At 57.7% G+C, this 26,995-nt stretch carries 24 protein-coding genes, 1 tRNA gene and 2 pseudogenes; 20 read left to right on the forward strand and 7 right to left on the reverse strand.

Annotated elements, in window-relative coordinates; genetic code table 11:
* Nucleotides 1-2: 2 nt before the first annotated feature.
* From ACYAR8_RS25030 to ACYAR8_RS25070, 9 genes and pseudogenes are all read left to right on the forward strand, one after another.
* Nucleotides 3-767, forward strand: coding sequence for an ABC transporter substrate-binding protein (locus ACYAR8_RS25030; protein ID WP_074889860.1), 765 nt, complete (start codon nt 3-5; stop codon nt 765-767).
* A gap of 67 nt (nt 768-834) precedes the next feature.
* Nucleotides 835-1,530, forward strand: a complete 696-nt coding sequence (locus tag ACYAR8_RS25035; protein WP_065987400.1) for an ABC transporter permease — start codon at nt 835-837, stop codon at nt 1,528-1,530.
* On the forward strand, nt 1,527-2,216 hold the full coding sequence (locus tag ACYAR8_RS25040) for an ABC transporter permease (RefSeq protein WP_463581369.1): 690 nt from the start codon (nt 1,527-1,529) through the stop codon (nt 2,214-2,216). Before ACYAR8_RS25035 ends, ACYAR8_RS25040 begins: the two co-directional genes overlap by 4 nt.
* Before the next feature lie 267 nt (nt 2,217-2,483).
* Nucleotides 2,484-3,689: a methyltransferase gene (locus ACYAR8_RS25045; RefSeq protein WP_463581370.1), complete on the forward strand. Its 1,206-nt coding sequence runs from the start codon at nt 2,484-2,486 to the stop codon at nt 3,687-3,689.
* Between the two features lie 295 nt (nt 3,690-3,984).
* Nucleotides 3,985-4,060 (forward strand) — tRNA-Thr (locus tag ACYAR8_RS25050).
* A gap of 160 nt (nt 4,061-4,220) precedes the next feature.
* Nucleotides 4,221-5,539, forward strand: a pseudogene (locus ACYAR8_RS25055) (tyrosine-type recombinase/integrase).
* Nucleotides 5,540-6,468: 929 nt separating this feature from the next.
* Nucleotides 6,469-7,449, forward strand: a pseudogene (locus ACYAR8_RS25060) (integrase domain-containing protein).
* Nucleotides 7,450-7,933: 484 nt separating this feature from the next.
* Complete coding sequence (locus ACYAR8_RS25065; RefSeq protein WP_463581371.1) at nt 7,934-8,491, forward strand: hypothetical protein; 558 nt, start codon at nt 7,934-7,936, stop codon at nt 8,489-8,491.
* Nucleotides 8,488-9,357 (forward strand): hypothetical protein, encoded by an 870-nt coding sequence (locus tag ACYAR8_RS25070; RefSeq protein ID WP_463581372.1) that lies wholly within the window; start codon nt 8,488-8,490, stop codon nt 9,355-9,357. The genes ACYAR8_RS25065 and ACYAR8_RS25070 overlap by 4 nt, the downstream gene beginning before the upstream one ends.
* 199 nt (nt 9,358-9,556) lie before the next feature.
* Here the strand turns inward: ACYAR8_RS25070 and ACYAR8_RS25075 are convergent, their stop codons facing one another.
* Nucleotides 9,557-11,362, reverse strand: a complete 1,806-nt coding sequence (locus tag ACYAR8_RS25075; protein ID WP_463581373.1) for a hypothetical protein — start codon at nt 11,360-11,362, stop codon at nt 9,557-9,559.
* A gap of 155 nt (nt 11,363-11,517) precedes the next feature.
* On the opposite strand from ACYAR8_RS25075, the gene ACYAR8_RS25080 reads away from it, so the two are divergent.
* The 4 genes from ACYAR8_RS25080 (at nt 11,518) to ACYAR8_RS25095 (ending at nt 13,715) form a co-directional block, all read left to right on the forward strand.
* Nucleotides 11,518-11,697: a hypothetical protein gene (locus ACYAR8_RS25080; RefSeq protein ID WP_463581374.1), complete on the forward strand. Its 180-nt coding sequence runs from the start codon at nt 11,518-11,520 to the stop codon at nt 11,695-11,697.
* 144 nt (nt 11,698-11,841) lie between these two features.
* A complete protein-coding gene (locus ACYAR8_RS25085; protein ID WP_463581375.1) occupies nt 11,842-12,333 on the forward strand; it encodes a P-loop nucleotide/nucleoside kinase family protein in 492 nt (163 codons plus the stop codon).
* A 172-nt stretch (nt 12,334-12,505) separates the two neighbouring features.
* Nucleotides 12,506-12,826: a hypothetical protein gene (locus tag ACYAR8_RS25090; RefSeq protein WP_037016364.1), complete on the forward strand. Its 321-nt coding sequence runs from the start codon at nt 12,506-12,508 to the stop codon at nt 12,824-12,826.
* A 139-nt stretch (nt 12,827-12,965) separates the two neighbouring features.
* Nucleotides 12,966-13,715 (forward strand): substrate-binding periplasmic protein, encoded by a 750-nt coding sequence (locus tag ACYAR8_RS25095; RefSeq protein WP_463581376.1) that lies wholly within the window; start codon nt 12,966-12,968, stop codon nt 13,713-13,715.
* Between the two features lie 32 nt (nt 13,716-13,747).
* Here ACYAR8_RS25095 and ACYAR8_RS25100 read toward each other — a convergent pair whose 3' ends face one another.
* The 6 genes from ACYAR8_RS25100 to aguA form a co-directional block, all read right to left on the reverse strand.
* Nucleotides 13,748-14,707: a quinone oxidoreductase family protein gene (locus ACYAR8_RS25100; protein ID WP_463581377.1), complete on the reverse strand. Its 960-nt coding sequence runs from the start codon at nt 14,705-14,707 to the stop codon at nt 13,748-13,750.
* Nucleotides 14,708-14,745: 38 nt separating this feature from the next.
* A complete protein-coding gene (locus ACYAR8_RS25105; protein WP_074889899.1) occupies nt 14,746-14,919 on the reverse strand; it encodes a DUF1427 family protein in 174 nt (57 codons plus the stop codon).
* A gap of 132 nt (nt 14,920-15,051) precedes the next feature.
* Complete coding sequence (locus ACYAR8_RS25110; RefSeq protein ID WP_463581378.1) at nt 15,052-15,828, reverse strand: AraC family transcriptional regulator; 777 nt, start codon at nt 15,826-15,828, stop codon at nt 15,052-15,054.
* A gap of 357 nt (nt 15,829-16,185) precedes the next feature.
* Nucleotides 16,186-17,454 (reverse strand): OprD family porin, encoded by a 1,269-nt coding sequence (locus tag ACYAR8_RS25115; RefSeq protein WP_463581379.1) that lies wholly within the window; start codon nt 17,452-17,454, stop codon nt 16,186-16,188.
* 242 nt (nt 17,455-17,696) lie between these two features.
* Nucleotides 17,697-17,819, reverse strand: a complete 123-nt coding sequence (locus ACYAR8_RS25120; protein ID WP_281248173.1) for a hypothetical protein — start codon at nt 17,817-17,819, stop codon at nt 17,697-17,699.
* A 287-nt stretch (nt 17,820-18,106) separates the two neighbouring features.
* Nucleotides 18,107-19,213, reverse strand: a complete 1,107-nt coding sequence (aguA, locus tag ACYAR8_RS25125; protein ID WP_296313843.1) for an agmatine deiminase — start codon at nt 19,211-19,213, stop codon at nt 18,107-18,109.
* Between the two features lie 573 nt (nt 19,214-19,786).
* Here aguA and rfbB point away from each other — a divergent pair.
* The 7 genes from rfbB to ACYAR8_RS25160 all read left to right on the forward strand — a co-directional run bounded on the left by rfbB (nt 19,787) and on the right by ACYAR8_RS25160 (nt 26,894).
* The gene (gene rfbB, locus ACYAR8_RS25130; RefSeq protein ID WP_463581380.1) at nt 19,787-20,866 is read left to right on the forward strand and encodes a dTDP-glucose 4,6-dehydratase; all 1,080 of its coding nucleotides are present in this window, start codon (nt 19,787-19,789) and stop codon (nt 20,864-20,866) included.
* Entirely contained in the window at nt 20,863-21,738 is an 876-nt protein-coding gene (rfbA, locus tag ACYAR8_RS25135; protein WP_074889916.1) for a glucose-1-phosphate thymidylyltransferase RfbA, read from the forward strand. Before rfbB ends, rfbA begins: the two co-directional genes overlap by 4 nt.
* The gene (gene rfbC, locus ACYAR8_RS25140; protein WP_074889919.1) at nt 21,735-22,280 is read left to right on the forward strand and encodes a dTDP-4-dehydrorhamnose 3,5-epimerase; all 546 of its coding nucleotides are present in this window, start codon (nt 21,735-21,737) and stop codon (nt 22,278-22,280) included. The genes rfbA and rfbC overlap by 4 nt, the downstream gene beginning before the upstream one ends.
* Entirely contained in the window at nt 22,277-23,158 is an 882-nt protein-coding gene (gene rfbD / locus ACYAR8_RS25145; protein WP_463581381.1) for a dTDP-4-dehydrorhamnose reductase, read from the forward strand. The genes rfbC and rfbD overlap by 4 nt, the downstream gene beginning before the upstream one ends.
* A gap of 88 nt (nt 23,159-23,246) precedes the next feature.
* Nucleotides 23,247-25,061, forward strand: a complete 1,815-nt coding sequence (locus tag ACYAR8_RS25150; RefSeq protein ID WP_463581382.1) for a sensor histidine kinase — start codon at nt 23,247-23,249, stop codon at nt 25,059-25,061.
* Nucleotides 25,058-26,434: a sigma-54-dependent transcriptional regulator gene (locus ACYAR8_RS25155; RefSeq protein ID WP_108122680.1), complete on the forward strand. Its 1,377-nt coding sequence runs from the start codon at nt 25,058-25,060 to the stop codon at nt 26,432-26,434. The genes ACYAR8_RS25150 and ACYAR8_RS25155 overlap by 4 nt, the downstream gene beginning before the upstream one ends.
* Nucleotides 26,427-26,894 (forward strand): YiiD C-terminal domain-containing protein, encoded by a 468-nt coding sequence (locus ACYAR8_RS25160; protein ID WP_074889928.1) that lies wholly within the window; start codon nt 26,427-26,429, stop codon nt 26,892-26,894. The genes ACYAR8_RS25155 and ACYAR8_RS25160 overlap by 8 nt, the downstream gene beginning before the upstream one ends.
* The last annotated feature ends 101 nt before the right edge of the window (nt 26,895-26,995 follow it).

Below are 26,995 nucleotides of genomic sequence, written 5' to 3' on the forward strand. Positions count from 1 at the left end.
CGATGCAGACCCTGAGAAACATTCTGTTGGCCGCTGCCGCCACCCTGGCCATGGCCTCCAGCGCCTTTGCTGCCGACACCCTGAAAATGGGCATCGAGGGCGCCTACCCGCCGTTCAACAACAAGGACGCCAGCGGTCAGGTGGTGGGCTTTGACGTGGAGATTGGCAACGCACTGTGCGCCAAGATGAAAGTGACCTGCGAAACCGTCACGTCCGACTGGGACGGCATCATTCCGGCGCTGAACGCGCAGAAGTTCGATTTCCTGATTTCGTCGATGTCGATCACCGAAGAACGCATGCAGGCCGTGGATTTCACCATTCCGTACTACTCCAACAAGCTGCAGTTCGTCGCGCCAAAAACCACGAATCTGAGCGGCGACCTGGCCGCCATCAAGGAAACGTTGAAGGGCAAGACCATCGGCGCCCAACGCGCGACCCTGTCCGGCACGTGGCTGGAAGACAACTGGGGCGATGACGTGACAGTCAAGCTTTACGACTCCCAGGAAAACGCCTTTCTCGACCTGGCGTCGGGCCGCCTCGACGCGCTGCTTGGCGACAAATACGCGAGCTACGAGTGGCTCAAAGGCAAGGAAGGCCAGAGCTTCGAGTTCAAAGGTGACCCGCTTCCGGTTGACGACAAGATCGGCATCGCGGTGCGCAAAGACGACCCGCTGCGCGACAAGCTGAGCGAAGCCCTGAAAGAAATCATCGCCGACGGCACCTACAAGAAGATCAACGACAAGTACTTCCCGTTCAGCATCCTCTGACCTGCCTGACCATCGCCGCCGTTTGCCCGCGCAGACGGCGGCGTCTGCCCTCTAGACAAACAACGCCATGAACTTCGATCTCTATGGATTCGGCCCGGCCCTGGCCGCCGGCATGCTGATGACCCTCCAACTTGCGCTGTCGGCCCTGTGCCTGGGGCTGGTCCTCGGCCTGCTCGGGGCGCTGGCGAAGACTTCGCCGAATCGTGCCTTGCAGTGGCTGGGCGGCACCTATTCCACACTGGTGCGCGGCATCCCCGAATTGCTGTGGGTGTTGCTGATCTACTTCGGCACGGTCAGCTCGATGCGGGCGATCGGCAAGCTGTTCGACATTCCGAACCTGTCGCTGAGTGCTTTCGCGGCTGGCGTCATTGCCCTGGGCCTGTGCTTCGGCGCTTACGCGACCGAGGTGTTTCGCGGCGCCATGCTGTCGATCCCGAAAGGTCATCGCGAGGCCGGCTTGGCGCTGGGGATGTCGCGCTCGCGGATCTTCTTCAAACTGGTGATGCCGCAGATGTGGCGCATTGCGCTGCCGGGGCTCGGCAATCTGTTCATGATCCTGATGAAGGACACCGCGCTAGTCTCGGTCATCGGCCTTGAAGAGGTCATGCGTCACGCGCAGATCGCCGTCACGTCCACCAAGCAGCCTTTCACCTTCTATATGGTCGCGGCGCTGATGTACCTGTGCATGACCGCGCTGTCGATGATCGGCCTGGCATGGCTGGAGAAACGCGCGTCGGTGGGTTTTGCGAGGAGTGCGTCATGAGTTGGGAATTCGTCCTCAAATGGCTGCCGAAACTGCTGCACGGCGCTACCGTCACTCTGGAGCTGGTCGCCGTCGCGGTGATTGCGGGCCTCATTCTCGCCATACCGCTGGGCATCGCCCGCGCGTCGCGTAACGCCTATGTTCGGGCGCTGCCTTACGCCTACATCTTCTTCTTTCGTGGCACACCGCTGCTGGTGCAGCTGTTTCTGGTCTATTACGGCCTGGCGCAGTTCGACGCCGTCACCAGAGGGCCGCTGTGGCCTTACCTGCGCGACCCGTTTTTCTGCGCCGCGCTGACCATGACGCTGCACACCACCGCCTACATCGCGGAGATCCTGCGCGGCGCCATTCAGGCCGTGCCGCCAGGCGAAATCGAAGCGGCTCGCGCACTGGGCATGTCCAGAGGCAAAGCGCTGCTGTACATCATCCTGCCCCGTGCCGCACGCATCGGCCTGCCGGCATACAGCAACGAAGTCATTCTGATGCTCAAGGCCAGCGCGCTGGCGAGCACCGTGACCCTGCTCGACATCACCGGCATGGCCCGCACCATCAACGCGCGAACCTACATGCCGGAGCAGACTTTCCTCATCGCCGGGTTGATCTACCTGGTGATGTCGTTCGTGCTGGTGCAAGGCTTCAAACTGCTTGAGCGCTATTTGAGGGTGGACGCCAGCCAAGGGCGGTGAGCTTCTGCGCGCTCTAACGGGCGCCACCTCTTTCGTCCATACGCCAGGGGCGGCGCAGCAAACACCGCTCATGTGGGACATCCGCCGTCGCACAGCAAACACCGCTCATGTGGGACATCCGCCGTCGCACAGCAAACCCCGTACCTGTAGGAGTGAGCTTGCTCGCGAAGGCGGCATCTCAGCCGCCAAAGATCGCCCTGCCTGATGATCACGCCCGGCACCTGATTCACCGTATGCTGCAACGCATATCCCGACGGCCCGAATCAAATGCCACTCACACCCGCGCAATTCCAATCCCGATTCGCAGCGCTCGATGCCTTCCTGCTTGAGCATCAGGCCCTGTGGCGCCCGCGACCCTTCACCTATCGCCATCTGCCGTGGGAATCGCAGCACCCGGAGCTGTCACGCTGGCTGCGACAACGTTCGCTTGAAGAGGCAGAAACTGCGCACAACCACCCCGAACAGCTCGATGCGCCACAGCCGTTTACGCATCTGGCTTTACAGTCGAAGGCATTAAGCGAGATCGAACCGCTGCCGCCCGTCAGCCTGGAGACCGTGTCAGCGCGCATGAGCGTCGACGTACCCGGCCGCAAGTGGCAGCAGATCGAAGCCTTCGCCAGCCGCTTGAGTTTTCAGCGACAGCCAACCCACTGGCTGGACTGGTGCTCTGGCAAAGGCCACCTCGGTCGGCGCCTCGCTCATAGGGGTCAAGCACTGACCTGCCTGGAATACGACCCACAACTGGTTGAAGCAGGACGGCAGCTCAGCGACAAACTGGGCATCACCGCGGACCATCTGCATCAAGACGTCATGGCCGCCGATGCCGGCGCGCGCCTCGAAGCGCATCACACGCCAGTCGCCCTCCACGCCTGCGGCGACCTTCATGTGCGCCTCATGCACCTCGCCAGCGACGCCCGCTGCCAACAACTAGCCATCGCGCCCTGCTGCTACAACCGCATCACCGGCGAGCACTACCGCCCGATATCCCGGCAGGGCAAAGCGTCCACGCTCATGCTCTCCATCGACGACCTCGGCCTGCCCCTCAGCGAAACCGTCACCGCTGGCGCCCGCGTGCGCCGCCAGCGCGACACCTCCATGGCCCGACGCCTCGGCTTCGACCTGCTACAGCGAGAGCTGCGCGGCGTCGACGACTATCTGCCAACGCCATCGCTGCCCAGTGCCTGGCTCGACAAACCCTTCACCGACTACTGCCGCGACCTCGCCGAGCTCAAGCAACTGCCCTCCCCCGGCATTCAGGACTGGACGGCCCTTGAAGCAGCGGGATGGGCGCGTCTGGCCGAAGTGCGCAATCTCGAATTGCTGCGCAACCTCTTCCGCCGGCCGCTGGAAATGTGGCTCATCCTCGACCACGCGCTTTATCTGACTGAGTGCGGGTACGAGGTGCACATTGGCACCTTCTGCGACAGCCAAGTCACCCCGCGCAATCTGCTGATTCATGCAGAGCGACCGTGAGCATTTTTTGACGCGCGCGCCTGTGGATAAGTCTGTTGATGAAATTCCATCGAACGCCCGGAAATCCTGCTTTGAAGGGGACGTAACCATTTGTTCATTTTTTGGCCAGCGTAAAATTGGCGCTAAAACAGTAGCTTGCGAACGATTGAGAATGGTTCCTGAATCTGACCGATCGTCGCCTTCGGTTTGTGCGGATTGTGAATAACGGTAATCACCTTCCGGCATAAGGGCCGCGAAAAAACTGAAATTAGGGCTTTACTCGCCAGATCAAATCCCTATAATCAGCGCCCACAACGCCGGTATAGCTCAGTTGGTAGAGCAACTGACTTGTAATCAGTAGGTCCCGGGTTCGACTCCTGGTGCCGGCACCATACAAGGTTTCAGAGAAGGCTTCTAAAATCTCTGAAACTTCCGAAAAACCCGCCTTCTGGCGGGTTTTTTCGTTTTGGGGTTTCGTCGGATTCCAAGGGTAGCCAGCGCTAATAAGGGTACTTTTAAGGATACCTACCAATTCGATTGGAAAGTACCCTTATGGCTCGCACAAGGCTCCCCTTACCGACAACGCCTGCCGCACTGCAAAGGCTCGCGAACGTGAGTACAAGCTTTTTGACGGCGATGGCCTTTACCTGCTCGTGAAGCCCAACGGTCGCAAAGGCTGGCGGCTCAGGTACGTAAAGCCCGATGGCCGCGAGGGCCTGACTTCACTCGGCAATTATCCAGTGGTCGGGCTGGCTGACGCTCGCCGCAAGCGCTTCGAGCTCAAACAGCAGCTCGCCAACGGCATTGACCCTATACAGTCCAAGCAGCAGGCCAAGGTGCAAGCCGTGATCAATGGCCGCACCTTCGAAAGCGTTGCGCCCGATTGGTATGCCGGGATGGTGCCGAAGTGGGCGCCAGGTCATGCCAAGACTGTACTCAGCCGGTTGAAGACTCACGTATTCCCTTTGCTTGGTGCCAGGGCAATCGTTGAACTCGACACCCACGACCTCATGTAGCCACTGGAAGCCGTGACGAAGCGCGGCACCATCGACGTGGCGCTCAGGATCAAGAACTACCTGCAAAGCATCATGCGCGAAGCCAAACGGCTGCGATTGATCACGGCGAACCCAGCTCACGATCTCGATGGCTCGATCAAAATGCCACGGGTTTCACATCGACCCGCACTACCCTTATCGCGGTTGCCTGAGCTACAGGCGCGTATCGACGGCTACAAAGGTCGCCCGCTCACGCGCCTCACGGTGATGCTATCGCTGCACGTGTTCGTACGCTCCAGTGAACTGCGCATCGCCCGTTGGAACGAGTTTGACCTCAAGCGCGGCATCTGGGAAATCCCCGATACCCGCCCAGCGCTAGATGGTGTGCCCTTTTCCACAAGGGGTACAAAGATGGCCGGTGACATCCACGTTGTCCCCTTATCGCCGCAAGCAGTGGCCTTGCTTGAGCAGATCCACGCGATCACCGGCAAGTTCGAGCTGGTGTTCGCGGGAGATGCCAAACCGTGGAAACCGATGTCCGAGAACACGGTGAATGCAGCGCTCAGGACGATGGGCTACGACACCAAGGTGGATATCTGCGGTCATGGCTTCCGAGCCATGGCGTGCAGTGCGCTGGTCGAGTCCGGGCTGTGGTCAGAGACGGCTATCGAGCGGCAGATGAGCCACAAGGAACGCAACAACGTGCGGGCCGCTTATACCCACAAGGCCGAGTTCCTCGAAGAACGCCGGATGATCATGACCTGGTGGAGCCGGTTTCTGGAGGCGAACCGCGAGGATAATGTGACGCCGCATGAGTTTGCCAAGCAGACGGGCGATAACGTCACGCGCCTTGGCAGTGCCAAGAGGACCGAGTAGCCCGCCGCACCACCACCTCAAACTCGCTGTGAAGTTACCCACAGCTCCGCATCAAGCTCCTCCGCGCGGGTCCATTGAAACGAGGCGGCAAAGCCGCCCCGTTTCAATGGACCTAACCTTATTAAAAACCACTGGCACAGTTGTCATCTGTGGAAAACCACTGATGTCCATCGGGGGATAGTTTTTATCCACAGGCGCTAACCACATGAAATCGCTCTACTTGACGAACATTGCCCACAAGCGTAGGCCGGTAGATGCAATCGCTGCCGAGGCAGCCGAATGTGGCCTGAAACCTGAAAGGTCACGCCGCTACCGCGGTGGTTCAACCCCCAAGTATGATTCGCGTCCCGTAGCTCGTACGGTCACTACCCATGTGATGGATGCCAACTAAATATCATTGCCCCTGCGGCAGCTACCCTACCCTCCTGCCCAGCAGCAACCTATCCGCTTGGCCATTTCGTGTGCGCCAACCTGTGCCCGTCTCTTTATCCGGAAAGAGGCGGGCACTTCTAACACTGCTGCAGCCCTGATCGCATATGGCTTTGCGGCACTCCCCCTCGTGACAATCGGCGTGACAAACGCCGATGTCCCCAGCAACAGCGCTGTAGATGATGATGCCGCAGACCAGGGAATGGACTGCACCTGACTGACAGTCAGGCATGCCCCTGTCATCGCATTGCTGCGTTCACCCGGCTCAGGATCTCGCGGCACTGGTCTCGTCAGCCAATGCAGCCTCCACCCGCCCACCGGCAACGATGCTCAGGAGGCCAGATCATGAGATGCCCTTGCTCCCGGTTGTAAGGAGCCGCAAGTCCCGCGTAGAGGACATTCCCCACAGGTCGCAGGGGCCTTGATCCCTGATAACACTCAGCATTCTTGGCGAGATGACGTGGGGCGAGGATCGGAGAACGGAAGATGAGGTGACCGATATGGCTTTGGTGGGTAGACGCGATGGTCGTAATTTCGGCTATGGCAGGCAATTGAGCTACGCAGGACCGCAGGCGCTGAAAGAAATGTTTGGCGGCGGCCACTACGGCACGGTGAAGGCACACTTTGATCGGTGGCAGGCATTCGTGAGGTGGTGCCGCTCAGAACAGGGGCCGGGTATCAATGATGCGCGGCAGATTGATCGGAAGGTATTGGCGGACTATGCGGCGTATCTGCGCGAAGTGGTTAAGCGCGGTGACCTTGCTGTCAGCACCGCACAAAACCGCCTTTCCAGCGTTAACAGGACTATGGCAGCGCTTCGCGGTGATCAGTACGTGGCATTGCCCAGTCCGAGCAAGGCGTTGGGTATGCAGCGCACCGGGATTCGCCACTCAGTGCCGCAGGGCCAAGACCGCGATCAGGTTAATGAGATCGTCAATGCGCTTTGCCGCAATCATCAGCAACGGGCCGCTGCAATCGTTCTGTTGACGCGAGCCATCGGCATGCGCTTGCGTGAGGCCATCTTGGCTGACCTGCCCCGGTTAACTCGTGAGGCTAACGACCTAGGCAGGATTAACATTCAAGATGGCACCCAAGGCGGCCGCGCCGGCGCGTCGGCGCCTCGCTGGATCATCTTAGATGATCATATTCGAGACGCGCTGAGATTTGCAGAGCATGTCTCGCCCGATGGTAGTCGCAACCTGCTTGCACAGACCGAAAGCTACCTCAATTTCCAAATGAGAATTGTCCGCCCTGCACGGGAAATCCTAGGTAAGCACAACCTCAAAGTTTTCCACGAATTGCGGGCAGCTTATGCGTGCGAACGCTGTAAGCAAATCACCCATCAACCCGCCCCCATCAACGGCGGCACTTGCTATCAGCTCGACCAAAACCTCGACCAGAAGGCTCGCTAACAAATCAGCTATGAACTCGGGCATGGACGTATCGACGTGGTATCGGCATACATCGGCGGTCGAGCATGAGCGAGCCATACAATATTGAGCTTTTCCTAGCAGCAGTCCTAAAAGGGTCGCATTCGACGCACGCGCGTCGCATACGCCAAGCAAAAGCTATTCAAGCAGCGATCTATGATCGCTGGCACTGTGACAACCCGTGGATCTGGCAGGAGAAACATCTCACATGGTTTCTAAGCCAACACGTGAGCCGGCGTGCAGAATCTTCGCGCTATTACTATCTGCTAACCGTACAGTTGCTCACTCTTCGCTTAGGCAAGCCCTAGCAGTTCAAATTGCCAGATGAAATTAGTATCCGTCGAAACAGCATTCGAGCAAAGAAAATTTAAAAAATCGCAAAATAACTCTGGAAAACACGAAAATATTAGGCAATGATTACCTTACAGTAGACAACAAGACTTACAATGCAATAAATATTTATCCGCAAGGGCTCACACTGCGAACAATCCCACCCAAAACCACCGAACACTCTAAACAAAATATAGGAGCACCAATGTTCACAAACTCTTCAAACCCATGCCTCATAACAATAAGCGAAACAACAGAGTCCAAACTATACTGGCTATCCCAAGGACTTGGCAAAGGACACGAAGCTCAATTAGAAAGTGCTGACGTAATTCTGGTTCCGGAAAAAAATTTCCGAGAAGGATTTCCATTTCTTTTCCATCAAGACACTCCAGCACTTCTTAAATATTTATCAGAAAACTTGTCCTCGCATACCTCAGTAGAAATCTGCGCAAACGACGATGAATATCTAGAAATAGCTCTACATTCTGCTCACTTTAGGATAGGGAAAATACTTGTAAACTATATAGTCGCTCCATTGGTTATAGGGCTACTCACAAATTACATCTACGATGAACTAAAAGCAAAACCTACGGATCATATAGAATTCACCATGACCATGGAAGACCACGACTGCAAATCGTTCAACTTTGATTTTAAGGGTGAGGCGCAAAACTTTGGCCAGCTTGTTGATAAAGTGGGACAAATGTCTCGAGACTGCCAGAAAAAAAGCCATACAGCAAACAAGGTAAAATCCCCAAAATGACGGTTTCTAACCTCACCAATGCAGAGGCGTGGATTGACGCACTGCGCTACCCGGAAGATGACCCTTTAATACTAAAAGCATCGGCTCATCATAAAATTTTAGCGGAACTTAAAACAGCCGCACTCTCCAGATATGACGAGGAAGAAGCAACACTTGTCTGGAAAGCGGAAACAATCGCAGAAGTTCAAACAAAATTCATAACCGCTTTCTCCCAACTGAAGAAACAGAATTTCTATTCTGCTTGGTGCCATCTGGAGCAATGCGAAATCACTCTAAACAGCCTGAAAAAACACCATATTATTTCAGATGACGACCCTCATCGCTTAGCATACATCGATAATATGATTGCAAGGTGGCAGAGCCTATACCCTTATAAAGTTTTCTTTAGTCCCGAAATACTTAAAAAGAAAATCGAATGCAGTGTGTGCAGAGCCCCTGTACTACCAAGATCACCTTGCGGTCATAAGAAAGGCAAAATTTATCATGGAGACCTATGCCATCACATTGTTACAGAAATGGAATTTTTGAGTATTTCTGCGGTTGAAAATCCTGTCCAACGATACTCCGTAGCCTTTCTGGCCAACCCAGATGGAACACAAAAGGACCATTACAACTACTCAAATGTAAAATTTGTATCTGATCGAGTATCATCCCCGTTCCATGGTTGGCACTCAGAGCAAACCACCAGAAAAATAGCGGCCTCTGAGGTAGCGCACCTCCCTTCAGACCATCCTTGCCCCTGCCTTTCGGGGGCTGAGTTTTCTGAATGTTGTATTGGTCGTTCAGAGTTAGTCGTTCCCCATTTGCAAATAGTTTTTTACGTTCAGCCGGAAGGTAATTTCCCAGAGAATGAGCTTCTACTTTAGCCTATGGTCACTTGTCAGCTCAGCATATACGCGATACAGGTACACAGGCCTGAGACCAAATCAATGATACTACATGAAATAGAACCAACTAACCCAAATCAGAAAAGGGACAGATTTATTGTTCAGCGCTGGTTGAAGTGCCATCAAATAAGCCCCCCCCTTCTCCCTCAAAGTTTATTCTCAACAATCAAACTATCCCTTAAGGTTTACACAAGATATGAGGCTGAACACCTAAATCTTTACAAGCACTTATAAAAGTATTAATAAGCCAGATAAGCTGGGTGTGATGTGGCTTGCATGTACCATTAAGAGACAGGTCTGAAAATATTATTTCAAGCTGGCTCTTGCTTATAAAGGGTGTTGCAAGAACAATTTTCCTTGTAGAATTCTGATTATCGAAAATTTTTGTGAGCGCACTGTGTAAGTCACTCCAAACTTTCCCGCCCCTGACTCGGCTGATTTTGGTATTTTCGTAATTTTTATTCCAGTCCCTGTCATGCTTTTCCTTAAAATCTTCCAGCGTAGAAAATACCCTGCCTATATTCTTAAGCCCCTGTGCCACAACCTCATGAAAACTACTCGCCCCATGACTGTCCTTTTTAGTGAATTTCGCGTGAATAAACGTGATCGCAGGGGGGCTGGAGTCAGGTTCCAGGTAAATATGATCTGCCCATTCGTCATTCATATCATCACAGATAGTAATCCCCGGGGCTTTACAATAGTTATCTTCTATCTTTCTGAATAATGACGCGACGGGAAATTCTGAAATGTGATCTGGGAACGGCTTTACTCCTTTCTTATGCTGCTTTTCTTTCTCGCTATTGACCCCTGTGAAGTCATATTTTTCATCAAAAATTGAAAGTATGGAGGTAAGGCTAGGGATTAGACGTTTATCTTGGAAACAAGATCGCCCGAAGTAGGCGTACTCTGGAGAGTTGAACATTATCGATATTGGCTTAGTATTATTTATGTACTTACTGAGAGAGATCGGTGGTTCGCCTTTAATCTCAACAGAAATCTTTTCACAGATTCCAGAATAAAACGTTACCTGCTTTTTATTTAAGGTTATTTTGGCAGGCAGTTCAGCACCTTTGAGGCGTAATTTTTTGGAGCTGTTTATACTAATAGAATGCTTGAATATGTTGAAAAGTCTGGATATCTCTTCCGACGTACAGTCCCGCTCTGTCGATCCATCGTTTATCCGCAGCTTAGAGGTTCCATCACCGCCTCTAATGATCTCATCTAACTCGTCCAGATTTATGAATATTGCAGTAGGCTCGATTTTCTTTTTTTGAATATCACCTAGAGTAATAGGCGCTGCGAATTCGCTAATAAACTTACTTGCATTTGTGAGATTGTTAATCTCTTCAATCGTAGAAATAATCCAGTTGGAAAATTCTTCTACTCCAGTTTTTTTATCTCTGAATGTTACCCGAGATGAATTTGGGGTTAAGGTTATAGTATCGCCCTGAACACGAATCCTGAAGTTCTGAGGAATTGATCGACTTGACGAGTTCGAGGCTAGCAAACCATTTAACTTGAAGGCTTCATATGACCGACTCCTGATTACAGCGTTAGATATCGCCATATTGTTCATGGTTACTTTTTCGTATTCAGGCGAATTCCTTCCTTGGAAATTGGTGAATCGCTCATAGTCAAATTCTTCTAAGTATCCATCTAAAGCTTTTTCCACATAAGGAACATTTCTTTTAGTAATAGCCACACAGTCATTGTATTCGACCATCAGTACAAAGCAGTACTTTTCCTCTTCAATGGTAGTTCCAACTAAAAAAGGTGGCTCAGATAGCTCTTTAAAGGCTATGGCCGAACAAGTAACCTGTTCGGTTGCCGTACCTAACTCTTTTTTAGTAATTCTAAACAAAGGATTTCCAACACGACCCTCTGATAGCTCCTTAAATATTTCATTAATTTTTGTCTTACTAATTTTTTTCTTTATTTTATAAAACTGAGCACTTTTTGAAAGATTTAGATTATATAAGTCCATTTTTAAATTCCACTGCCAAGTATCAGTGATAGCATTGTGCCTTCTGACATACAAAAAAATCAATGCCAATATATGGCCTAACGCGCGGCATTCCCTAGCAATCTGGAGGCTAGAAGCAAAACTCACTCTGGAGGTGTGTTTATTCGCTAGGTTCAATGATCATTGCCTACTCCAGTGCAGGTGCAGGTGCAGGTGCAGGTGCAGGTGCAAAGGATACTTTTAGAGATATACGCCAGCAGCTCAAAATTAAAAACCATTTCAAATCATATAATTATGATTATTTTCGACTCCTGATGCCGCACCAGCCTTTAGCAAAAAAGCTTACCGAAAGGTGAGCCTTTTTTGTTTGGGCTGTCTGAGAGCGGGAGGGTGCGTGAGGCATTGACCAACTGAAAAGGCTCAGCCATCTCAACACAGCCCTCATTGTCCCGGCCTCAATCCACGGGCATGATCGCGGTTCGACATAAGGACACGTCACTATGACCAACCCCACCCTCCACCTCCTGTGCGGCAAGATCGCATCCGGGAAATCCACGCTCGCGAATTCCCTAAAAGCCGAACAAGCAGCAATCCTGCTGACTGAAGACCACTGGCTCTCAAGGCTCTACCCAGACCAGATCCACTCCGTCGCAGACTACGTAAAACTCTCAAAAAGACTCCGAGATGTCGTAGGCCCCTTGGTCATCGACATGCTAAAGGCCAGGATCAATGTGGTTCTTGATTTCCCCGCCAACACTCCCGCAGACCGCCACTGGTTGCGCAGTCTGGCAGATACCGCCCAGGCCTCTCACAGCCTTCACTTCCTCGACGTCGACGATGAAACTTGCCGCGCCCGGCTGCACCTCAGAAACAAGCGTGGCGAGCATGACTTCGCAGCGACTGACGCTGAGTTCGATTTGATCACCAGCTACTTTGTGGCCCCAGATAAGGAAGAAGGGCTCAACGTAGTCATTCACCAGGATCACGCCTAAACGGCTGCCTCCCAGAGAGAACCGTGCCATCAGGTTCAAACGGCGCCCTTAGATTCAAAGCGCCCCCCTCCCCCATCCCGCCCCCATCGAGTAACGTATACCCATCCAACGGGCCCTCGCGTCTGCGTCAGGACAGCGACCCGCCATCAGAATCACGATAGAAGGCCCAACCGTGCACAAAGTCCGATTGATCAAGTACGTCTGGACCCACCAGACCCCGGAGATTTCGTCTGAATGGTCCAAGCTGCTCTACGAGGTGGAGCTGCCGTTCGTCCCTTTCCATGGCTTGAACATTCAGCTGCCGATGCAGCGTGTCTGGCGAATTCGGGATGTCGAGTGGAATGTCGAGGAGCAGACCTTTCGCTGCCATATCGAAGATCAATTCATGAACTTGCTGGATGTGGATGACTCGTACGAGGACTGGATCGAGACATTGCTGGAGTGTGGCTGGGTGCTGAGCGGGCGCTACACCAATGAGCACAACAAGACCTGATTCTCCGCCACCAGGATTTCCTCGGGAATTGGCGCAGGATGCGCACTGCGCCCGGCAGAGATGACAAACCAGTGCCAGACTGAATAACACCTGGCACAAGGACCGTCTTGGCGCCCTATTTCCTTAGAGCATTGCTGTCATGAAATGGATTTCCTGTTGTATCCGCTGCGCGGCAGGCGCGCTTCTCGCCTGCTCGTCGATGGCGTATGCGCTCCCTGTCGTTGACGTGTTCTTCGCCGAAGCGCCGCCGCTGACCATGGTCAGTCAAGGTGACCGGCACGGGATCGCGGGCGACATCAGCCTTCAGGCCATGGCGATGGCCGGATATTCCCCCAACCTGCTCTCGCCTCCCTGGCCACGCGCGCAACGCGATGTGGCGCTTGGGTCGAACAAGCTCATCGCGCCGCTGACTCGCACTCAAAGCCGGGAAAACAACTTCACCTGGATCGCTCCGCTGATGACGATGGACCGGGCGTTTTTCAGCCTCGATCGTCACGTCGAGAGTTTTGAAGAGGCGCGCAGGACCTTCAAGATGATCGCCGTCGGCAGTGGCTCGGCGCAGGAAACGCGTCTACGTGAGGAAGGTTTTTCCGCCGCCCAGATTTATCCGCTGAAGATTGGCGAGAACCCGGCGCTGATGTTGCTCAAGGGCCGGGTGGATGCGTGGTTCAACGGCGTGCCGGAAACCCTTTATATCTGGAAGCAGATCAGCGACCGCCCGTTGTTAATGAGCGGGGCATTGATGACTGCTGACCTTTATCTGGCCTGCTCGAAGGACTGCGACCCTCAGATGGTCGAAAAGCTGAAGACCGCGATCGATACGCTGCAGTCAAACGGCGCAATCAAACGCGCCCAGCACGACTACCTGAAAGGGCTACCCGTCCAGTAGGGCAGCCCTGCTCCAAGGCTCGTGCTTGCCGGTCACGGCAGCAGAATCACCTTGTCGGCGCCGCCCTGATTCACTTCGGCGTAACGCGCCAGCCCTTCTTCCAGGGGGGATTCAATCAGCCCGGTTGGCAGCGGCAAGGTGCCGTCGTCGAACTGTTTGCCGAACTGCTCCAGCATCCGCGCGCAGGCTTCCACGCCGTACAGCAGCGAGTTGATCCCCACCACCGACCCGCCTTTGCGATACAGCGCCAGCGCGGGCAGCTGCACGTGGCCGTCCACCGGCGCGGCAATGATTGCGATGCGTCCTAACTGGGCCAATGCTGCCACAGAAGCCGGCAGCCAAAAGCCGGTGGTGTCGAAGATCACGTCGGCGCCACCTGGAAAAACAGCGTTCACTTGAGCACCGAGGTCTTCTGGCGTGCCGAGCTGGATCGCGTTGAAGCCTTGCTCTTGCAGCGCTTTCAGCTGGTCCGGTTTACGCACCGCTGCCAGCACCTCGGCGCCCCGCACTTTGGCCAGCGCAATGGCGGCGCTTCCGACTGCGCCGTTGGCGCCGATGACCAGCAACCGAGTGCCAGCCTGCACGAGGCTGCGCTCGAGCGCGTCCCACGCCGTGGTGTACGGGACGCCCAGACTGGCGGCTTGGGCGAAACTCAGCGATGCAGGCTTGATCGCCACCCCCTTGGCCGAAAGCGTGATGTAGCCGGCGTGGGAGCCGTCGCGGACGAAGCCGATTTCCTTGCCGGTGCCCCACACTTCCTTGCCGATCAGTTCCTGCGGGCCTTCGACGACCACGCCCGCAAAGTCACGACCCGGAATGCGCGGCATCGTGGTGTAAGGGAAGCGGCCCAGGACGTTTTTGACGTCGCTGGGGTTCAGGCCTGCGGCTTTTATCTGCACCAGAACTTCGCCGGCCGCCGGGACCGGCGTGGGCAGATCGACGACTTCCAGCGCAGCCAGGTCGCCGGTGCGGGAGAATTGCAGAGCTTTCATATGGATTCATCCAGAGTGGGGAAAGGGAAGTCGTCGATTCAGGAGGCCAGATTGGACAAGAACTGCTTGCCCACCGGCCACAGCCATTCACCGGCTTGCATGCCGAGCAGGCCAACCAGTGCGACCAGAGGCGGTGCGGGTGAACGGAAATCCAGCAGGCCGTACAGCAAACCGACGGCGATACCGATGGCGAGGGAAATGACGTAGCTCATGACAACTCCGGTGCGTGGGACGCGCGGCTCAATGGCGGCGCGGCTGCGTTAAGCGATGACCAGAGTGTAAGGAGAGACGGCAAGGGCTACCGGCCAAGAGCTTCTGAATTTCGGACAGAGTCGGCGCACGCGTTAGCTGGCAGGATCAACCACCGGGTACTGAGAGGGCGCCATGCCCAGTTCGCGGCGGAACATGTCGGTGAAGCTGCTGGGCGAATACCCCATTGAACGGGCGATGGCGTTCACCGGCACGCCTTGAATAATCTCCGCCACCGAGGTCGCCAGTTGCACCTGCCGCCGCCATTCGGCGAAGCCCATCCCGAGCACCGACTGAAACAGCCGGGACAACGTTCGCACACTGGCGCCGGCGTTTTCCGCATGCTGCTCGAATGACACGTCAATGGACGGCTCGATCATCACCGCCTGGCAGACGCTCATCAGCCTGCGGTCGCTGTCATCGGGCATCGGCACTTTCAGCAGTGAACGCCGGGCGCGCTTGAGTTCGAGCAAGGCCAGCGTCACCACCGCGTCGTAGTAGTCCGACTCCTTGTCCGGCTCGGCCACCAGCCCGACGATCAGTTCGCGCAACAGGCGGCCGACTTCCAGCACCTGAACCGTGGCGTCGAGGGTTCGGGCGAGCGCCGGGCGCAGGTAGATGTTGCGCATTTCCAGATCCGACACCACGCGAATGCCATGGGGCACGCCGGGCGGCAACCAGACCGCGCGCTGCGGAGGCACGACCAGCGCTTCGCTGGGTGTCTCGACCCACATCACGCCCGACATCGCATACAGCACCTGCCCCCATTCATGCTCGTGGGGCTCGATGTACAAGCCGCGCGAATACGTCCGTGACAGAGGCTGTACGGGGACGGCGGTATTGGAGAGGTCGGGGGGCGCGGCGATTGCCATGTTGAAACCGGCTGGAGTGGGATGCGGCGATGGTAGCGGCAGAGCGGGCCGAATCGCCAGTGCGTTGGATCATCGGCTGCTTCTGTCGATGGTGAGACTTGCGAGGTCCGTAGAAGCCAGCTTGCTAGCGAACGCAGTGGGTCAGCGACAGCCACGTTGTCTGAGCCGACGCGTTCGCGGGCAAGCGCGCTCCTACAGTGGGTCGGCGTCAAACCCGACGTCTGGGTTGTGTGCAAATCCGTAGGAGCCGGCTTGCTGGCGAACGCATTTGTTCAGCCACCGTAGAGGTGAATGACGTGCACGGTTCGCCAGCAAGCCGGCTCCTTGCCTAATGTCAGCTAGAAGACGTCAAACGCATCAAAACACGTTGATCGGGTAATCGACGAAGATCCGCGTTTCGTTGCCGCCAACGTTGTACTGATCCACATCGTTGGAGACGCGCAGGAACGAGTTACGCAGGCGCACCGAGAGGTCTTTGACCGGGCCGCTCTGGACCACGTAGGTCAACTGGCTGAACAGTTCGCGCTCTTCGCCACGACCACGATCACTGCCATCGTCGATGTTGTCGCCACGCACGTAGGCCACGCGGTAGCTAAGGCCCGGGGTCACGACGGTGCCCAGGTTCACGCCGTAGCCCACCTGCCACGAGCGCTCGTCCTTACCGTTGAAGTCGGACCAGTAGGAGTTGGCCAGGTAGATGGTGTTGCCGCCATCGCCGGTGCCGCCTGCGTTGCGATAGCCCCCGTAGGTGTAGCCGGTTTCGCCGGTGCTGCGCTGATGCGCGAGGGTGAATGAGTGGATGCCCACCGCCCAGGTCGCCGCCAGGCTCCAGATCTTGTTGTCGCGGGCGTCGTCGACGGCGAAGTCCTTGTCCAGCTTGGTCTTATAGCCGTTGAAGTCGAAGGTCAGCGACTGATCTTTCGGCATCGCCCAGACGTAGTTCAGGTTCACGTACTGCTTCTTCAGCACGTCTTCGTCGTCGGAGGCGTAAAACGCGGCGCTGAGGGCATCGGTGAATTTGTAGCTGCCGCCGTACACGTTGATGCTCTTCAGATCGCCACTGTCACGGCCCTCGGCGCTCTTGCGGGCTTCGGCGGTGAAGCGGCCGGCCACCAGCGTGAGGCCCTTGATCTCTTTGGAGGTGATCATGGTGCCGGTGTAGGACTCAGGCAGCAGGCGCGAGCCGTCGTACGTCAGCACTGGCAGCTCCGGCATCATGTCGCCGTATTTCAGCTCGGTATTGGAAATCCGGAATTTGACCGCGCCGCCAAAGCGCGACAGGTCGTCCGCCGCATTGCCGCTGTCGCCCTGCTTGAAGAAGTCGATACCGCCTGCGCCGCTCTTGCCCTTGCCACCGTCCAGACGCGCCGCGTACAGACCGAAAGCGTCAACGCCCACGCCCACCACGCCTTGGGTGAAACCGGATGTGTAGCCGGCCATGAACGCCTGACCCCATTCCGAGCGGTCCTGCGGTCCGTTTTTATAGTCGCGATTGATGTAGGCGTTACGCAGGTTGATCTTCAAACTGCTGTCTTCAACAAATCCTTTGGAATCTGCCTGACCGTCCGCCATGGCGTGGGTGGCGGCGAGAATGCCCAGAGCGAGCAGGCCGATACGCTGTTTCATCTTGTTGTCCTTGTGAGCGGATTAATCGCGCGCTGTGGCAAATGCCCGGGTGGGCAATTGCGTCTTCCGGCACTAAAAAAGTCCCGTAAGCCCGCACGAAATCATCGCAGTGGACGACTGATGCACGTACATGACGCCAAGCCACAGGCGGTGGAGGCGCGAATGCTATCCCCCGTCTGACGAGAGTGTCAATTTGATGGGAGTCATACGGAGGCTCTGCAATGCCTGTTGCAGCACCTTCGTCAGCTGTGGAGCACGACCAGCAGCGCTTCGATTTCGGCGTCGTTGATCAGCCCGCTGGGATACCGCTTCGACAGCATCTTGCGAAAATCACCGCGTTGTTTCAGCGCCTGTACTTCTTGCATGCGCACTATCGGGATCCGGGTCGTCCGTAACCAGTCAGCCATCATCTGCCGTGCTTCACTGCTCGCAGAAAAACCTCGAGCCACTCGCAACTCATGACCTGCGTTCATAAGGACAACCTCTTATGTCGTGGACTGCGGAATCTACGGAGCTTTTGTTACAGACGGACGACCCCGCCAAGGCATTTCCGCGCCGCCGGGATCCCATCTTCCTACGACCGACTGGAACAGTCCGCCCATAAAAAAGCCCATCGTCTGATGGGCTTGATAACAGCAAGAAGCGAACCAACTCAGCTGCGGTGGGGGGCCGGTTGCTGCTGCGTGAGGCAGTGGATGTTGCCTCCACCCAGCAACATTTCGCGGCCCGGGACCATGACCACCTCGTGTTCCGGGAACAGCTGCTGGAGAATCTGGCGGGCCGTGTCATCCATCGGATCGTCGAAACACGGAGCGATGATGCCGCCGTTGACGATCAGAAAGTTCACGTACGAACCGGCCAGACGCACCGATGGGTTGCGCTCCTGACTGCCGTGCACCTGATCCACACCGGCGCATTCTTCTTCGGTGGCAAACAGCGGACCCGGAATCGGCATCTTGTGCACGACGAACGGACGTCCCTTGGCGTCCCGGGCATTTTCCAGCACCGCCATGGCCGCCTGACAACGGGGAAAATTGGGGTCTTTCGGATCATCTGTCCAGGCGAGTAACACTTCACCTGGACGCACGTAGCAGCAGAAGTTATCCACATGCCCGTCGGTCTCGTCGTTGTACAGGCCGTCCGGCAGCCAGATGATCTTCTCGACCGACAGGTGATCACGCAGCACGGCCTCGATGTCTTCGCGGGACAGGTGCGGGTTGCGGTTGCGATTGAGCAGGCATTCTTCCGTGGTGATCAGCGTGCCCTCGCCGTCGACGTGAATCGAACCGCCTTCCAGCACAAACCCTTCGGTGACGTAGCGCGGGCAGCGCTCGATTTCCAATACTTTGCTGGCAACCTGTTCATCCAGGTTCCACGGCGCGTAAAGCCCACCGTCGAAACCGCCCCAGGCATTGAAGCCCCAATTCACACCACGAACCTCGCCCGCGTCGTTGATGACGAACGTCGGCCCGCTATCACGGACCCAGGCGTCGTTGCTGCTGATCTCAACAACTCGAATGTTGGGCACATTCAGTCGTGCGCGGGCATTGTCGTACTGTGCAGCGGAGACGCCGACGGTGACAGGCTCGAAACGGGCAATGGCTTTGGCCACAGCAACGTGATCGTTCTGCACCGGCTTGCCGCCCAGACGCCAGTTGTCAGGGCGCTCGGGCCAGATCATCCAGGTTTGCGTCTGCGGCGCCCACTCGGCAGGCATGTAGAAGCCATCGGCGCGGGGGGTGCTGTTGAGAGTGGTCACAGTAATCAGAGCTCCATGAGGCGACGAGGGCGTCTGCGGCAAAATAAGACAGACGTTATAAACGATAAAAATCGGATTTAAAAACATTAATCAGGTATTCGGGGGATATCCAGACGTCCAATGCCGATATATATCGGAATAGAGCCCAGTCCTGAGCGATAAGAAATAGCTCCGTTCTCCAGGTCACTCACCTCCTTCGACACGCTGTCGGCACGGAAGTCCACGCTCCGGCGGCTGGTCACCATCGGCGGTTTGATCTTGAAGATATTCAGATGATCCCGTGTAGGTTGAATTAAAAATCCCCATGTTCACGGAGACGATCGCACAAGTGGTCGTCTCCTCGGCTGCCAGCTCCAGCTGGCACAATTTGCCGATAGAGAAATGCGTTAAAAGACGGACAGATAGGTCAGGCGTTAAGCCGGTGCAACAGCTGCGGCGGTTTAATGGCGCTAATCGCGATGGGCCATCAATTAATATCATCGCTCGTCGGTGGATTGCGCCTTGCGCCAGTCAGCAAGGCCCCACAAGCTATGCTCCATCGTCTTACGTCTTTCCAGGGAAGAAGGTTTATCCATGCGAATACTTGTTACCGGTGGCGCCGGCTTCATCGGCTCCGCGCTGATCCGTCATCTGATCAACAACACCGATCACGACGTCCTCAACTTCGACAAGCTGACCTACGCCGGTAATCTTGAATCGCTGCGGGGCATCGCCACGAACACTCGGTATGAGTTCGTTCAAGAGGACATCGTTGACCAGGCCGCCGTGAGTAAAGTCCTCACGCGCTTCAAGCCTGACGCGATCATGCACCTGGCGGCTGAATCCCACGTTGACCGTTCGATTGACGGCCCGTCGGAGTTTATTCAGACCAACATCGTCGGCACGTACAGCCTGCTGGAAGCGACCCGCAGCTACTGGCTGACCTTGCCTGAAGCCGAGCGCGCCGCCTTCCGCTTTCACCACATCTCCACTGATGAAGTGTATGGCGACCTGCACGGCGTGGACGACCTGTTCACCGAAACCACGCCCTACGCGCCAAGCTCGCCATATTCGGCCAGCAAAGCGGCATCGGACCATCTGGTTCGTGCCTGGCAGCGCACCTATGGACTGCCGGTGGTCGTCACCAACTGCTCGAACAACTACGGCCCGTTCCACTTCCCTGAGAAGCTCATCCCGCTGGTGATTCTCAACGCCCTGGCCGGGAAGCCGCTGCCGGTGTACGGCAATGGCTTGCAGGTGCGTGACTGGCTGTTCGTCGAAGATCACGCCCGCGCCCTGCTCAAAGTGGTGACCGAGGGCAAGGTCGGCGAGACCTACAACATCGGCGGCCACAACGAACAAAAGAACATCGACGTCGTGCGCGGCATCTGCGCGCTGCTCGAAGAGCTGGCGCCGGAACAGCGCAAAGGCGTGGCCCACTACGCGGACCTGATCACCTACGTGACCGACCGCCCGGGCCATGACATGCGCTACGCCATCGACGCCAGCAAGATCGAACGCGAACTGGGCTGGACGCCGGAAGAGACATTCGAATCCGGCCTGCGCAAAACCGTGCAGTGGTATCTCGACAACCTTGAATGGTGCCGCAACGTGCAGGACGGCAGTTATCAGGGCGAACGCCTGGGCACCAACGTGAAGGAACTGATCGCATGACTAAAGGAATTGTACTGGCCGGCGGCTCTGGCACGCGCCTGCACCCGATCACCCTCGGGGTCTCCAAACAGCTGCTGCCGATCTACGACAAGCCGATGATCTATTACCCGATCTCGGTGCTGATGCTGGCCGGGATCAAAGACATCCTGGTCATCTCGACGCCGCTGGATCTGCCGCAATACAAGGCGCTGCTGGGTGACGGCAGTCAGTTCGGCGTGCACTTCCATTACGAGGAGCAGCCCAAGCCGGACGGCCTCGCCCAGGCATTCCTGATTGGCGAGGAGTTCATCGGCGATGACTCGGTGTGCCTGATTCTCGGCGACAACATCTTCCACGGTCAGCACTTCAGCGAACAGCTCAAGCGTGCGGCTGACAACACCTCCGGCGCGACCGTGTTCGGCTATTGGGTGAAAGATCCAGAGCGTTTCGGCGTAATCGATTTCGATGAGCACGGCCACGCGCTGTCCATCGAAGAGAAGCCCAAGGCGCCGAAGTCCAGCTACGCCGTGACCGGCCTGTATTTCTACGACAACGAAGTCATTCAGATCGCCAAGGACGTCAAGCCGTCACCACGCGGCGAGCTGGAGATCACCGACGTCAACAACGCCTACCTCAAGCGCGGCGACCTGCGCGTCGAGCGCTTTGGCCGCGGCTTCGCCTGGCTCGACACGGGTACCCATGACAGCCTGCTGGACGCGTCGCAATACGTGCAAACCATAGAGCACCGTCAGGGCCTGAAAGTCGCGTGCCTGGAAGAAATCGCTTACCAGAACGGCTGGATCGACCGCGCCCACCTGTTGAATCGGGCTGACTATTTCGGCAAGACCGGCTACGGTCAGTACCTGTTCAAGATCGCAGGGGAAAGTCAGTGAAAGTGGTTGCCAGCAAGTTGCCTGAAGTCCTCATCATCGAACCCAAGGTGTTCGGCGATGAGCGTGGCTTCTTCTACGAAAGTTTCAACGCCCGGGCCTTTGCCGAGGCCACCGGCGTAGCCGATCAGTTCGTGCAGGACAATCACTCGCGCTCGCAAAAAGGCGTCTTGCGCGGGCTGCATTACCAGATCGAAAACCCGCAGGGCAAACTGGTCCGCGTGACCGCTGGCCGCGTGCTGGACATCGCCGTCGACATACGTCGCAGCTCGCCTCAGTTCGGCCAGTGGTTCGGTGTGGAGCTGTCTGCCGACAACGCTCGTCAGCTGTGGATTCCCAAAGGTTTCGCCCACGGCTTCGTGGTGCTGAGTGACTACGCAGAATTCCTCTACAAAACCACCGACTACTACACGCCATCGGCCGAGCGTTGCATTCGCTGGGACGATCCTGAGCTGGCCATCGACTGGGGCTTGAGCGAAGCACCTCAGCTGTCGGCCAAGGATCAGGTCGGCAAGCTCTTGAAAGAAGCGGATCTGTTCCCGTGAATGCGCCGCTGCGGATTCTGATCAGCGGGCAACAGGGCCAAGTGTCCCAGGCGCTGCAGCAACACTTGCAGAACATGGGCGAGCTGATCGTGCTGGGCCGCGATCAGCTGGACTTGAGTCAGCCGGAATCCATCCGTCCAGTGGTTCGCGACATCAAGCCGGACCTGATCGTCAACGCCGCCGCGCATACGGCAGTGGATCAGGCCGAAAGCGAGCCGGAGCTGGCCTTCGCCATCAACGCGACGTCCCCCGGGGTGTTCGCTGAAGAAGCTGCCGCACTGGGCATTCCGCTGATTCATTACTCCACGGATTACGTGTTCGACGGCAGCAAGGCTGGCGCCTGGATTGAGTCCGACGCGCCGAATCCGCTGGGCGTCTACGGCAGCAGCAAGCTGGCAGGCGAGCGAGCCATCGCCGCAGCGGGCGGCCAGCACCTGATTTTGCGCACCAGCTGGGTTTATTCCCTGACCGGGCGCAACTTTTTGCTGACCATGCAGCGCTTGTTGCAAGAGCGCGAGAAGCTGTCGATCGTGGCGGATCAGATCGGCGCACCCACTTGGGCAGGCACTATCGCCGCCAGCACCGGCGCGCTGATTGAACGCTGGCGTGACGGGGCTGCGGGCGCCTGGGGTGTTTATCACCTGACCGCCCGCGGAGAAACATCGTGGTTCGGTTTCGCGGAAGCGATTGGTCAGCAATTGATCAACAGCGGCAAGCCCTGCGCAGTGCTGGAGCCGATTGCTTCCAGTGCTTACCCGACGCCGGCCGCACGCCCGCTCAATTCGCGTCTGGATTGCAGCCGGTTGCAGTGCGAGTGGGGCGTCAGCCAGCCCGACTGGCACGATGCGTTGCTGGAGTGCTTAGCGCAGCAGCGGTAGGCATAATGGGCGACTCGATGTTGAGCGGCTGCGCAATACTGATTCATCCGCAGCCGCCCCGCATCGCAACGAACCCACCGGCGATCCCATGATCAGCACTAACGCCCTTCCCCGCCGTCCCCGCTGGCGCAGCCTTGCCCTGCTGGCGCTGATCCTCGCCCCACTGTTGTGGCCGCTCGAACGCCTGGCCGAGCACTACTACCGCAATGAGCTGCTGAGCCAGAATCGCCAGACCCTCGACCTGTACGTCGCCAACCTGCTGGGTACGTTGCACCGCTATGAAGTGCTGCCGCAGATTCTTGGGGACCTGCCCGGCCTGCGCGCCATGCTGGCGAACCCGCAGGACAAACACGCCCAGGCCCAGGCGAACGTGCTGCTGATGAACACCGCCAGGCAGACCGGCGCCGAGGTGATTTACCTGATGGCGCCCAATGGCGACACCCTCGCTGCGTCGAACTGGGACAAACGCGACAGTTTCATAGGTCGCAACTTCGCCTTCCGCCCGTATTTCAGCAACGCCATGGCCGGCAACCTCGGCCGCTTTTTCGGCTTGGGCACGACGTCGGCCAAACGCGGCTACTTCTTCGCTGCCGCCGTGCGCGACGGCGACGCGGTGATCGGTGTGCTGGTGGTCAAAGTCGACCTGGACCTTACCGAAACGCTGTGGGGCAAAACGCCGGAGCAGTTGCTCGTCACCGACCACAACGGCGTGGTGATCCTGACCTCCAACCCCAACTGGCGTTTCCGCGCCACGCGGCCGCTCAGCGAGGAAGAAAAACAGGCCATCGTCGCCATCCAGCCCTACCCGACCCGCGACCCGCGCCCGCTGCAGCTGGATGAAAACGGTTGGCTGACGCAAACCCAGCAGATCGACGAAACCGGCTGGAGCGTCAGCATCCTTGCACCCAAGGTGCTCCTCTCGAGGCCGGTGCGAACGGTGGTAGCGATTGGCGGCGCGGCGTTGCTGGTGTTGATGTTGCTGCTGGGGCTAATGATGCAGAGGCGCAGGCATTATCTGGATCGCATCAACTTCGAGGCCAAGGCGCGCCGTGAACTGGAAGTGCGAGTCGCCGAGCGGACCTGTGACCTTGAGGGCGTCAATCAGCGGCTGCGCCAGGAAGTCCTCGAGCGCGAGCAGGCGCAGCAAGAACTGTTTCGCGCCCAGGACGAACTGGTTCAGGCCGGCAAGCTGTCGGCGCTGGGCACGATGTCGGCGAGCATCAGCCATGAACTCAACCAACCGCTGGCGGCCATCCGCAGCTACGCCGAAAACGCCGAGGTGCTGCTCGATCACCAGCGCACCGAAGACGCGCGCGGCAACCTCAAGCTGATCAGCGAACTCACCGGACGCATGGCGTCGATCATTGCGCACCTGCGCGCCTTCGCCCGGCGCGACCGCCATGCACCTGAAAGCGTGGCGTTGCAGCCGGCGCTGGACGATGCGCTGGCCCTGCTCGCCAAACGTCGGCGCGCGATGGAGGTGGAGCTGATTCGCGACCTGCCCGCCGCGACCTTGTGGGTCCAGGCCGGCGAGACGCGCCTGCGTCAGGTGCTGGGCAATCTGCTGGCGAATGCGCTGGATGCGCTGACCGAGAAGGGCCCGCCGCGCAAATTGTGGATCAGTGCCGAGTACAACGCCGAGGGAGTCGATCTGTTCATCCGCGACAACGGCCCGGGGTTTTCCAAAGAGGCGCTGGAGCACGCCCGTGAGCCGTTTTTCACCACCAAGACGCGAACCCAAGGCCTAGGCCTGGGCCTGGCGATCTGCGATACGCTGATGCGCGCACTCGGCGGCGAGCTGCTGTTCGCCAATCACCCGGAAGGCGGCGCGCTGCTCACGTTGCGGATGCGCACCGGCGCCTCGGGCGTCAACCTTCAACCGTCTGAGGACTTATCTGCATGAGCACCGACGCCATCGACAGCCAGATTCAGGTGGTGCTGATCGACGACGATCCGCACCTGCGCCAGGCGCTGAGCCAGACGCTGGATCTTGCCGGCCTGAAAATCCTGCCGCTGAGCGATGCCAAAGGCCTGCAAGCGCGCATCGAACGGGACTGGCCGGGCGTCATCGTCAGTGACATTCGCATGCCGGGCATCGATGGTCTCGAATTGCTCAATCAGCTGCACGCTCAGGATCCTGAGCTGCCGGTGCTGTTGATCACCGGCCACGGCGACGTGCCGCTGGCGGTGCAGGCCATGCGGGCGGGCGCCTACGATTTTCTGGAAAAACCCTTCGCCAGCGACGCACTGCTCGACAGCGTGCGGCGCGCATTGGCGCTGCGCCGGCTGGTGCTGGACAACCGCAGCCTGCGCCTTGAGCTCAGCGATCGTCAGCAACTGAGTACGCGACTGGTGGGGTTATCCGCCCCCATTCAGCGCCTGCGCGATCAGATCGGCGCGCTGGCCGCCACCAAAGCCGACGTGCTGATTCTTGGCGAAACCGGTGCGGGCAAGGAAGTGGTCGCCCGCGCCCTTCACGATTTGTCCAATCGCAGAAACGGTCCGTTTGTGGCCATCAACGCAGGGGCGCTGGCCGAGTCGGTGGTGGAAAGCGAGCTGTTCGGCCACGAATCGGGGGCTTTTACCGGCGCGCAAAAGCGTCGCATCGGCAAGTTCGAATTCGCCAATGGCGGCACGCTGTTTCTGGATGAAATCGAAAGCATGAGCATGGACGTTCAGGTCAAGCTGCTGCGCTTGCTGCAAGAGCGCGTGGTCGAGCGCCTGGGCGGCAATCAGCAGATCCCGCTGGACATCCGGGTGATCGCGGCCACCAAGGAGGACCTGCGTCAGGCGGCGGATCAAGGGCGTTTCCGGCCCGACTTGTATTACCGCCTCAACGTCGCGCCGTTGCGCATTCCGCCGCTGCGCGAGCGTGGCGAAGATGCGCTGGTGCTGTTCCAGCATTTCGCTGACACCGCCAGTTTGCGCCACGGCCTGCCACGCCATGAACTGCAGCCGGGGCATCGGGCTCTGCTGCTGCGCCACACCTGGCCGGGCAACGTGCGTGAACTGCAGAATGCCGCCGAGCGTTTCGCCTTGGGCCTTGAGCTGGAACTGGAAGGCGCCGCGCAGCCGGATCTGGTGGCATCCAACGGCGGGCTGAGCGAACAGGTCGAAGCGTTCGAGCGGGCGTTGATCGCCGCCGAACTGACCCGTCCGCACAGCTCGGTCCGTAGCCTCGCCGAGGCGTTGGGCCTGCCACGCAAAACCTTGCACGACAAGCTGCGCAAGCACGGACTGACCTTCAACGGCGCGGGGTCAGACGACAATGACTGACCTGCAACGCTTGTCCGCTGAAGACCTGGAAGCGGTGCTGCACCGGGACATTCCGCTCACCCGGGAGATGGGCATCAAGGTGCTGGGCTGGCGAGACCACCAGCTTCGTCTGCATCTGCCATTGGCCCCGAACGTCAATCACAAGAACACCCTGTTCGGCGGCAGCCTGTATTGCGGCGCGGTACTGGCGGGCTGGGGCTGGCTGTATTTGCGGCTCAAGGAAGCCGGGATCGAAGACGGGCACATCGTGATTCAGGACGGCCAGATCAGCTATCCCCTGCCAGTGACCCGTGATGGCGTCGCTATTTGCGACGCACCGGATGAAGCGAGCTGGGACAAATTCCTCAAGCTCTACCAACGCCGAGGCCGCGCACGACTGGCGCTGCACACCCGGATCGTGGCTGAAGGATCAGAAGAGACGGCAGTGGAATTCGTCGGGCAGTTCGTGCTGCATCGCTGATCTGACACCGCTCTGGCGCCACTCCCCTGTAGGAGCGCGCTTGCCCGCGAAAGAATTTCCTACCCACAAATAATAATCTGGCACACCCCACGAGGTTGCGG

This window comes from Pseudomonas sp. HP_01, assembly GCF_055284355.1.

Coding starts and splice junctions, on each gene's coding strand:
- ACYAR8_RS25045 (WP_463581370.1), top strand. CDS start 2,484: ATGCCACTCACACCCGCGCAATTCCAATCCCGATTCGCAGCGCTCGAT.
- ACYAR8_RS25075 (WP_463581373.1), bottom strand. CDS start 11,362: ATGGACTTATATAATCTAAATCTTTCAAAAAGTGCTCAGTTTTATAAA.
- ACYAR8_RS25100 (WP_463581377.1), bottom strand. CDS start 14,707: ATGAAAGCTCTGCAATTCTCCCGCACCGGCGACCTGGCTGCGCTGGAA.
- ACYAR8_RS25105 (WP_074889899.1), bottom strand. CDS start 14,919: ATGAGCTACGTCATTTCCCTCGCCATCGGTATCGCCGTCGGTTTGCTG.
- ACYAR8_RS25080 (WP_463581374.1), top strand. CDS start 11,518: ATGATCATTGCCTACTCCAGTGCAGGTGCAGGTGCAGGTGCAGGTGCA.
- ACYAR8_RS25150 (WP_463581382.1), top strand. CDS start 23,247: ATGATCAGCACTAACGCCCTTCCCCGCCGTCCCCGCTGGCGCAGCCTT.
- ACYAR8_RS25095 (WP_463581376.1), top strand. CDS start 12,966: ATGAAATGGATTTCCTGTTGTATCCGCTGCGCGGCAGGCGCGCTTCTC.
- ACYAR8_RS25085 (WP_463581375.1), top strand. CDS start 11,842: ATGACCAACCCCACCCTCCACCTCCTGTGCGGCAAGATCGCATCCGGG.
- ACYAR8_RS25155 (WP_108122680.1), top strand. CDS start 25,058: ATGAGCACCGACGCCATCGACAGCCAGATTCAGGTGGTGCTGATCGAC.
- ACYAR8_RS25115 (WP_463581379.1), bottom strand. CDS start 17,454: ATGAAACAGCGTATCGGCCTGCTCGCTCTGGGCATTCTCGCCGCCACC.
- ACYAR8_RS25120 (WP_281248173.1), bottom strand. CDS start 17,819: ATGCAAGAAGTACAGGCGCTGAAACAACGCGGTGATTTTCGCAAGATG.
- rfbB (WP_463581380.1), top strand. CDS start 19,787: ATGCGAATACTTGTTACCGGTGGCGCCGGCTTCATCGGCTCCGCGCTG.
- rfbA (WP_074889916.1), top strand. CDS start 20,863: ATGACTAAAGGAATTGTACTGGCCGGCGGCTCTGGCACGCGCCTGCAC.
- ACYAR8_RS25070 (WP_463581372.1), top strand. CDS start 8,488: ATGACGGTTTCTAACCTCACCAATGCAGAGGCGTGGATTGACGCACTG.
- ACYAR8_RS25065 (WP_463581371.1), top strand. CDS start 7,934: ATGTTCACAAACTCTTCAAACCCATGCCTCATAACAATAAGCGAAACA.
- ACYAR8_RS25035 (WP_065987400.1), top strand. CDS start 835: ATGAACTTCGATCTCTATGGATTCGGCCCGGCCCTGGCCGCCGGCATG.
- ACYAR8_RS25030 (WP_074889860.1), top strand. CDS start 3: ATGCAGACCCTGAGAAACATTCTGTTGGCCGCTGCCGCCACCCTGGCC.
- ACYAR8_RS25110 (WP_463581378.1), bottom strand. CDS start 15,828: ATGGCAATCGCCGCGCCCCCCGACCTCTCCAATACCGCCGTCCCCGTA.
- ACYAR8_RS25040 (WP_463581369.1), top strand. CDS start 1,527: ATGAGTTGGGAATTCGTCCTCAAATGGCTGCCGAAACTGCTGCACGGC.
- ACYAR8_RS25160 (WP_074889928.1), top strand. CDS start 26,427: ATGACTGACCTGCAACGCTTGTCCGCTGAAGACCTGGAAGCGGTGCTG.